The 1,107-nt window shown below is 33.9% G+C and carries 1 protein-coding gene; it reads right to left on the bottom strand.

Annotation, left to right across the window (positions count from 1 at the left end):
• Positions 1-702 (bottom strand): MobQ family relaxase (gene mobQ, locus HMPREF0631_RS00865; protein ID WP_002842749.1); only part of this gene is annotated, 702 nt, incomplete at its 3' end.
• Positions 703-1,107 lie beyond the last annotated feature (405 nt).

The following is a 1,107-nucleotide window of genomic DNA, read 5'->3' as shown; positions in this document are numbered from 1 at the left end:
ATGAATGGTTGGAATTTCTTCTATCCCTTGTCTTTTGTAGGAACGATGATCCACTCTCTTTTCCTGATGATTTTTTTCTAAATACTGATTACAAAGACTTGCAAAATTCTCTCTCCATTTCTCTGCGTTTCCTTTATTGTTCCAGTCTGTCAGCTCTACTTTTCTTGTTTTGTAGTTACCGCTTTTTAATTTTATCTTTTCTCCGTTTTCATCAAGAACATATTCTTTTTTGCTTTTTGCCTGCCACTCTCCTTTTTCATTGATTGGTCTAAGAGTAGTCATAATATGGGCATGGATATTATTATTTTCTTCATCACTTTCATCATGGATTGCAAGGTCTGCTATCATTCCTTTTGATACAAAATGTTCTTGTATGAAGTCGGTAATGAGTTTCTTGTTTTCTTCAAAGGATAATTCTTTTGGTAGAGCAATGATAAAATTTCTTGCAAGCTGTGCATTGCTTGCTTTCTCATTTAGTTCAACGCTGTTCCATAATGTAGTTCTATCTTTTAATGCTATGGGAACATTCTCCGGCAAGAAGATTTCTGAATGTAAAAGTCCCTTTTTATTATGGTAATCGTGAACTTCTCCGTCCCATTCATTTTTGATTTTCTCACAAGAGATATATGCTGCACTTGCAACTGCCGATTTACTTTTTCCTCTGCTTATCATAGAAATATTAAAGTGAAATGTTTCTGCCACTTTTAAGCTCCTTTCATTTTTTGTTTGTTTTCAGGTAAAGGAAAAAGCAGACAGGTTATTTTTTGTATCTTTTCCTATCTACTTTATCCGTATGTTTTTATTAAGTTTTGGATTTTTAAAGACTTGCTAAAATCCCTTAGTTTTTCTAAGGGCGCAATTATACACCCTAAAGGGTGCTTTGCGTTCTGCGAAGCTTTTTGCCCTTGCAGGGAGCTTCTGAAAAAACTAAGGTCTTTTATTTTATCTACTCTATGTCTGTTTCATCTTCCATATCTTTCCCATTTATCATTTCTTCATAGGCTTGTCTGTATTCTTCTGTGTGAGTAGAGATATTTAACAGTTTTTCTATCTCCTCATTGGTAAATATTAGAGGATTTTTAATGATCCTTTCTACTATCAATCCCC

Source organism: Peptostreptococcus anaerobius 653-L (assembly GCF_000178095.1).
Taxonomy (GTDB): domain Bacteria; phylum Bacillota; class Clostridia; order Peptostreptococcales; family Peptostreptococcaceae; genus Peptostreptococcus; species Peptostreptococcus anaerobius.
Note: the sequence above shows the minus strand (reverse complement) of the source record. Positions and strands in the feature narration are given on the sequence as shown.